This is a genomic window from Janthinobacterium sp. 344 (assembly GCF_900112025.1).
GTDB lineage: Bacteria > Pseudomonadota > Gammaproteobacteria > Burkholderiales > Burkholderiaceae_D > Janthinobacterium.
The window spans coordinates 1-8,142 of the sequence record NZ_FOKL01000024.1; the positions used below are offsets into that span (position 1 = coordinate 1).

Annotated in this window: 5 protein-coding genes; 4 read left to right on the forward strand and 1 reads right to left on the reverse strand. The window is 62.9% G+C overall.

The features are described 5' to 3' along the window. The 4 genes from BM193_RS28945 to BM193_RS28100 form a co-directional block, all read left to right on the forward strand. Positions 1 to 2,360, forward strand: a 2,360-nt coding sequence (locus tag BM193_RS28945) for a beta strand repeat-containing protein (protein WP_254786467.1), incomplete at its 5' end; no start/stop codon positions are given. Positions 2,361 to 2,527: 167 nt separating this feature from the next. Continuing rightward, on the forward strand, positions 2,528 to 3,370 hold the full coding sequence (locus BM193_RS28090) for a sulfotransferase family protein (RefSeq protein WP_092804656.1): 843 nt from the start codon (positions 2,528 to 2,530) through the stop codon (positions 3,368 to 3,370). A gap of 289 nt (positions 3,371 to 3,659) precedes the next feature. Then, a complete protein-coding gene (locus tag BM193_RS28095; protein WP_254786468.1) occupies positions 3,660 to 5,123 on the forward strand; it encodes a glycoside hydrolase family 19 protein in 1,464 nt (487 codons plus the stop codon). A gap of 104 nt (positions 5,124 to 5,227) precedes the next feature. Further along, a complete protein-coding gene (locus BM193_RS28100) occupies positions 5,228 to 7,588 on the forward strand; it encodes a chitinase C-terminal domain-containing protein (RefSeq protein WP_092804650.1) in 2,361 nt (786 codons plus the stop codon). Positions 7,589 to 7,703: 115 nt separating this feature from the next. Here the strand turns inward: BM193_RS28100 and BM193_RS28105 are convergent. Continuing rightward, on the reverse strand, positions 7,704 to 8,142 hold a 439-nt coding region (locus tag BM193_RS28105), incomplete at its 5' end, for a carbohydrate porin (RefSeq protein ID WP_139229978.1).

Sequence of the window (8,142 nt, forward strand, 5' to 3'; positions counted from 1 at the left end):
GCAACAAGGTGTATGACGGCCTGACGTCGGCCACGCTCGATGCGTCCGGCGCGACATTTGGCGGCAAGATCGGCAATGACAGCCTGACGGTGGCCAATGCCAGCGGCAGCTTCAGCGACAAGAATGCGGCCAATGGCAAGATGGTCAATATCAGCGGCATCGTCCTCGGCGGCGCGGACGCGGGCAACTATGAGCTGGCCAGCAGTTCGGCCAGCACGACGGCGAATATCGGCAAGGCGACGATCAGCGCGGTGAATAATTTGCTGGCCGACAGCAAGGTGTACGATGGCAGCGCCAGCGCCACGCTGCGGGCACAGGGCGCCACCTTCAACGGCATGGTGGCGGGCGACAGCCTGTCGGCAAGCGCCGAAAGCGCCGCGTTCAGCGACAAGAATGCAGGCAACGGCAAGATGGTCAGCATCAGCGGCATCACTCTCGGCGGCGCGGATGCCGGCAACTACAATTTGCTGACCACCACGGGCAGCGCCACGGGCGATATCACGCCGAAAGCCCTGACCCTGGCCGGTCTGAGCGCCAATAACAAGGTCTACGATGGCACCGCCACGGCGGCCTTGTCGGGCGGTGCCTTGAGTGGCCTGGTCGGCGCGGAAACCCTGGGCGTGACGGGCCTGTCCGCCGTTTTCGCCGACAAGAACGCCGGCGCCGGCAAGACCGTCACCGCCAGCGGCGCCACCCTGGTCGACGGCGCCAACGGCGGCCTGGCCAGCAACTACACGATCAGCAACCCCACCGGCCTGACGGCCGATATCGCCCAGGCGCTCATCGGCAGCGTCGGCGGCATTACCGCGGGCAACAAGGCGTATGACGGCAGCGTCGGCGCGTTGCTGGACACGTCGGGCGCCAGCTTCAATGGCCTGGTGGAAGGCGACAGCCTGGGCGTTGCCGGCGCCAGCGGCACTTTCAGCGACAAGAATGCGGGCGCCGGCAAGCTGGTGAGCATCACGGGCCTGACCCTGAGCGGCGCGGATGCCGGCAACTATGTCTTGGGCAGTACCGTCGCCAGCGCCACGGCCGATATCACGGCCAAGGTACTGACCTTGAGCGGGCAGGTGGCAGGCAGCAAGGTATATGACGGCAATACCGTCGCCAGCCTGTCCGGCGGCGTGCTGAACGGCCTGGTGGGATCGGAAACGCTGGGCATCGCCGGACAGAGCGCCAGCTTCAGCGACAAGAATGCGGGCAATGGCAAGGCGGTCACCGTCAGCGGCACGACCCTGGTCGATGGCACGGGGCTGGCCGCCAACTACATGGTGGCCGATCCGCAGGGCTTGACCGCCAGCATCACGCCGGCCACGATCAGCGGCATCTCGGGCATTCTTGCCGCCGGCAAGGTGTACGACGGCACGACGAAGGCCAGCCTGAACCTGGCCGGCGCCGCCTTCGACGGCATGGTGGCGGGCGATAGCCTGGTCCTGGGCAGTGGCACGGTCAGCGGCGTCTTCAGCGACAAGAATGCGGCGACGGGCAAGACGGTGAGCATCAGCGGGCTGGGTCTCGGGGGCCAGGACGCGGGCAATTATGTGCTGGCCAGCACGCAGGCGACGGCCACGGCCGATATCACGCCGGCCAGCCTGATCGTCCGCGCCGCGGGCGGCGACCGCGTGTATGACGCCACCACCAATGCCAGCGTGACCCTCAGCGATAACCGCATCGGCAATGACCAGTTGACGGTCGTGACGAACGGCGCCAGCTTCAGCGACAAGAATGCCGGCACGGGCAAGACGGTGACGGTGAACGGCATTCGCCTGACGGGCGCCGACGCGGGCAACTACACGGTCAACCAGACGGCAACCAGCACGGCCGATATTTCCAGGGCGGTCTTGACGGTGAAGGTAACGAATGCGGAAAAAGACCAGGGGCGCGTCAATCCCGATTTCAACGTGGTGTATACGGGCTTGCTGGGCGGCGATACGGTCGCGGGCGAACTGGGTGGCAATCTGGTGTTCGGCACGACGGCATCGACCGGTTCCATAGCCAGCGATTACCTGGTGCTGGCCTCGGGCCAGACGTCGACCAACTATACCTTGAACTATGTCGGCGGCGTGCTGACGGTCAAGCCGACGGAGGCCTTGCGCAGCGCCATTTCGAATGTGATCGCGGCCGTCAACGTGGCGCCATCGCAGGGCAATATGGTGCAGGCCGACATGGTTGCGACGGGCGAAGTGGCGCCCGGCAAGCCGGCGGCAAAGGGCGAGGGGGAGCAGGGAGGCAACGCGCCGGTGGTGCAACTGGCGGGCAATGTCGTCAGCAATGTCTTGCCGGGCCTGCGCCTGAGCGTGGTCGACAGCGGCTTGCGCCTGCCGACGGAGGCGGGCGGCAACAACCAGGATCGCCAGTAAAAGCGTCAATGCAACAGGTGGCGTCGCCATGCCGCGACGCCGGAGTGCCGCTTCGTGTTTCGAAGCGGCATTTTTTTATCGTGCCATCGCATCGCGGCACTCTTATAATTGCCGCACCATCCTTGTTTCCCTTCAGAAGCGCAACGCTGAACAGAAAGTGACATCGCATGACATCCAATTTCATCGGCGTGGCCGGTTTGCCCCGCGCCGGCTCCACCTTGCTGTGCCAGTTGCTGGCGCAACATCCCGACCTGCATTGCGAGGGCAACAGTTCGCCCCTGTGCAACGCCCTGCTGGGCATGCGGCGCATGGTCAGCGATGATACTTTTTTCCTGTCGCAGCTCGATACGGCATTCGACGCCAGCTACGGCCACCTGAAAACGGCCATGCAGGGATTCTTGCGCGGCTGGTACCAGGATTGCGGCAAGCAGGGCGTGGTGGACAAGAACCGCGCCTGGCTGCATTGCGTGGAAATGCTGCTGCAGCTGGCGCCGGAAGCGAAAATCATCGTCTGCGTGCGGGAACTGGGCCAGGTCTACGGCTCCATCGAAGCGCAGCACCAGCGCACCATCCTGCTCGATTTTGTCGACCATCTGGCCGATTTCGACCGCCTGGGCCGCGCCGACATGCTGTTTGCCAAGGACCGCACCATCGGCGCACCCTTGAGTTCGCTGCATGCCGTGCTGGACCTGCCCGTCGAGGTGCAGCAGAAACTGTATTTCGTGCGTTTCGAAGACTTGATGGCGCGGCCCGTGGAATGCATGTCGCACCTGTATGCGTGGCTGGGCCTGGCACCTTTCCAGATCGATCCAGCCGATCTTGCCGTGGGTATCCAGGAAAGCGACAGCCATTACCGCATGAAATATACGCACCGCCAGCAATCGGCCATCAGCGCGCCCAAGGCGCATGTGATTCCGCCGCGCATCCAGACGCAGATTGAAAGCGCCTATGGCTGGTTTTATGATGTGTATTATCCACAATGGCAGCGCGCCCCCGCACCGGCCGCGTAAAACCGCTGCGGCAGTGCTAATACCACTTGCCGCACCGCTCCTGGCGCGGTATTGCCGCATGGCGCCGCCCGTTCCTCTTTTTCCACGCCCGTCATTCTTTGCCCCCTGCGCCATGTGCTGGCCGCCAGATGCCACTGGTATTGTAAAAAACACCGTTTTATAAAACCACTTGACTACCAATTTTCGGCATCGCATTCTCTGTGCAGAAAGCCGATGCTTCGCTGTGCTTTCTTTACGTACAACATAAAAAGCTACACCGATAGTTTTCGTACAACGTTCAGGAGACAATGTGAAGATACGGCAAATGAGCCGGCTGGCTTCGCCCTTGATGGCTGGCCTGCTGGGCAGCGCGCTGCTCGCTTGCGGCGGCAACAGCACCACCGACACCCCCTCGACCCTGCTGGCAGCCACCGTCGCCGGCGACAGTTGCGCGGCCTGGAACGCCAGCACCGCGTATACGGCAGGCCAGTGCGTCGTCTATGACGGCAAGGTGTACCGCGCCAAATGGTGGGTGCAGGGCACGGCACCGAACAACGACCAGTGGGGGCCGTGGAGCCTCGACACCAGCACACCGACGCCGACACCGACACCAACGCCAACGCCGACACCGACACCGACACCGACACCGACACCGACACCGACACCGACACCGACGCCGGGCATCCCGAGCAAGGCGCAGGCCGAGGCCAACGAAGCGGCGCTGACGAATAATGATTTCTTCCGCAAGGTCAAGGCGTCGATCCGCACCTTGCCCAACGCGCAAGTCGAGGCCGTGCAGCCGGGACTGGCCGGCAATCCGCTCAACGTCAAGCGTGTGGAACGCCTGTTGCCGGCGGCCAAGTGGGATTACTATTTCGCCGCGCGCGACGCCAGCTACACCTACCAGCGCTTCCTGCAGGCCGTGGCCAAGTTCCCCGCCGTGTGCGACGACTACAGCGACGGGCGCAATGCGGATGCCATCTGCCGCCACAGCCTGTCCACCATGTTTGCCCACTTCGGCCAGGAAACGGGCGACCATAACGCCAGCAGCCCGCTGCCGCAATGGCGCCAGGGCTTGAAGTATTTGCGCGAGCTGGGCTGCGACGAAACGGGCGCCGGCTGCGGCTACAACATCGAGTGCGCCGATCCCGTCTTCAACAAGGTATGGACCTGCGGCACCAACGCCGACGGCAGCTTCAAGAAATATTTTGGCCGCGGCGCCAAGCAGCTGTCCTACAACTACAACTATGGCCCGTTCTCGCAAGCCATGCATGACGGCGACCAGTCCGTGCTGCTGAAAAACCCGGACCTGGTGGCCTCGACGTGGCTGAACCTGGCGTCGGCCACGTTCTTCTTTGTCTATCCGCAACCGCCAAAACCATCGATGCTGCACGTGCTTGACGGCACGTGGGTGCCGAACGCGGCCGATACGGCGGCCGGGGCGGGCAATAACTTCGCCACCACCATCATGATCATCAACGCCGAATGCGGGCAGGGCACGGAAAAGCAGGCCGCGCAAAACCGCATCGATTACTACAAGCAGTTCGCCACGGACATGGGCTGGAATTATTCCGGCGAGCAATTGTCATGCGCCAACATGCAGCGCTTCACGCCGGCCAGTTCCGCTTCCTACAACATCTATTGGGAAAAGAACTGGAGCGCCGGTGGCGAAAACCAATGCCAGCTGGTCAGCTATCAAACCCCGTACAGCGCCTTGCTGGCCGGGAATTACGTGAAATGCGTGGAAGCCAACTGGAATGTGAAGTTGCAGTAGCAGCAAAAGCAGTACAAGCCGGCCAGGGATAACAGTTGACAAGAGCCCCTCGAGGGGCCTGCAACAAACTCACTATGTTCAACCATAACGGAGACAGACACCACATGAAATCGAATGCATTATTGATGGCCCTGCTCAGCGGCGTGCTCGTCGCTTGCGGCGGCGGCCAGGATGGCACGACCGCCACCCCGAATTCCCTGCACGCCACCGTCGAAGCTTGCGCCGTCTGGGACGCCGCCACCGTCTACACGGGCGGCCAGTGCGTGCTCTACCAGGGCGTCAGCTACAAGGCCAAGTGGTGGACGCAGGGCAATGTCCCCAGCGCCACCGACACCTGGGGTCCATGGGCCGTGACGGATACGCCGACACCGACCCCTACGCCGACCCCAACCCCGACGCCGACACCAACGCCAACGCCGACGCCAACGCCGACGCCGACGCCGACACCAACGCCAACGCCAACGCCGACGCCGACGCCAACGCCCACCCCCACGGCTTGCCGCCCCGACGGCTTGATCTCGGCCGTGCCGAATGTGCCGTATTGCAAGGTGTACGACGCGAATGGCCGCGAAGTGCTGGGCAACGGCTTGAACCGGCGCATCGTCGGCTACTTCGCCAGCTGGCGCACGGGCGTCGATGGCAGTCCCACCTATCTGGTGAACAACCTGCCGTGGGACAAGATCACCCATCTGAACTATGCGTTCGCCTCCGTCGATCCGGCCACCTCGAAAATCGCCATCGGCAGCGGCGCGGCCAATCCGGACACGGGCCTCACGTGGCCGAACGTGCCGGCCGCGGCCATGGACCCGTCCTTGCCGTACAAGGGTCACTTCAACTTGCTGGCGCAGTACAAGAAGAAGTATCCGGGCGTGAAACTGATGATTTCCGTGGGCGGCTGGGCCGGCAGTGGCGGCTTCTACACGGCCACGACGAACGCGGACGGCAGCATCAACACGGCCGGCATCAACACCCTGGCCGATTCCATGGTGGCCTTCGTGCGCCAATATAATTTCTTCGATGGCGTCGATGTCGATTACGAACACCCGACCACCAACAATGAAGCGGGCAATCCGAACGACTTCGCCGCCTCGAAGCCGCGCCTGGCCGGTTTGATGACGAGCTACAACGTGCTGCTGAAAGTGCTGCGCCAGAAGCTCGACGAAGCGGCCGTGCAGGACAATAAATACTATCTGCTGACCATCGCCGGTTCCGCCTCGGGCTGGGTCTTGCGCGGCGAGGAAAACATGTCGGGATTAAAATATCTCGATTACGCCAGCCTGATGACCTACGACTTGCACGGCGCGTGGAACCAGTACGTGGGGCCGAACGCGGCGCTGTTTGACGACGGCAACGATGGCGAGTTGCGCGCCGGTAATGCCTACCAATACCAGAACATCGGCTACCTGAACACGGACTGGGCCTACCGCTACTACCGCGGCGCCATGCAGGCGGGGCGCATCAATATCGGCGTGCCGTTCTACACGCGGGGCTGGAAGGATGTGACGGGCGGCACGAATGGCTTGTGGGGCACGACGGCGCTGACCAATTCCACGGTCACCTGCGCGGGCGTGAAAACCTGCGGCATGGGCGCCACCGGCATCGATAACGTGTGGTACGACCTCGACTCGCAAGGCAAGCCCACGCCAGGCGGCGGCAACCCCATCTGGCATGCGCTGAACTTGCAGAACGGTATCGTGCCAAGCTACCTGGACGCGTATAAAGTCACGGACAAGGCGCTGGTGGGCACGTATGTGCCGTACTACAGCAGCACCATGGTGGCGCCGTGGCTGTGGAACGCGACCAAGAAAGTGTTCATTTCCACGGAAACCACGCAATCGATCGCGGCCAAGGCCCAGTACATCGTCAACAACAATATCGGCGGCGTGATGATCTGGGAAATGGCCGGCGACTATGCCTGGGATGCCACGCGCAATGGCGGCAAGGGCGAGTATTTCATGGGCACCACCCTGACGGACGTGCTGTACCAGGCCTTCCGCACGGCTGGCGTGTATGGCAACAAGCGCGCCGAAATCGCCATGCCGGGCACGGCGGCCAACGTCAGCATCACGCTGGGCGGCTGGAAGCTGGGCGACAACAACTTTCCCATCAACCCGGTGATGACGGTGAAGAACAACACCACATCAACCTTGCCGGGTGGCACCGTGGTGGAGTTCGACTATCCCGTGTCGGCGCCGTCGGACATGAGCGACCAGTCTGGCTTCGGCTTGACGGTGATCAATGCCGGGTACACGGGGCCGAACAATATCGGCGGCTTCACGAAGAACTACAACCGGGCCCGCTTTGCGATTCCCGCCTGGCAATCGCTGGCGCCAGGCGGCTCCGTCGCGCTGACCCTGAACTACCGCCTGCCGATCTCGGGACCGGCCAACTACACGGTCACCGTGGGCGGCACCAAGTATGCCTTGACGCAGGAGTATCCGGAACTGCCGGTGGCCTTGCCGTAAGTTGGTAATGCCGTAAAGTAAAAGGGCGGAACCGCGGTTCCGCCCTTTTTTATGCAGCTTCTTGGGTCAGACCCGTCGGGTCTGACCCCAGCCTTTGCTTCTGGGTTGTTTCAGCTTAAAACCACGTCTCTACCTGGAATCCATACGACGTGCCGCTGGTATTGTTGTTGTAGATCGGGCCGCCGTTGTTCGACGCGTTGACCGAGGCGGTGGCCGCATCGTTCCACTTGCCGTAGGTGACGAAAGCGCGCAGCTCGGGACGCGACCACAGGCCAGGACCGGCCGAGATCGTCGGCGCGATGGTCAGCTTGGTCAGGCGCTTAGCCGGCAGGCCGCCCGCTTGCGTCACGCGGTCCGTGCCCAGTTCGCCCACCAGCTTGAAGTTGTTGGTGAAGGCGTACACGGGACGCACGCCGACCGAGGTCCAGGTCGAGGAACCATTGGCGTTCGACTCGTCTTTTTGCCACAGGGCGACGAATTCCATGCCGAAGTTTTCCATCGGCTGGATCGCCATGTCATTGAAGACGCGCGTGCGCTTGCGGTCCGAACCGAAG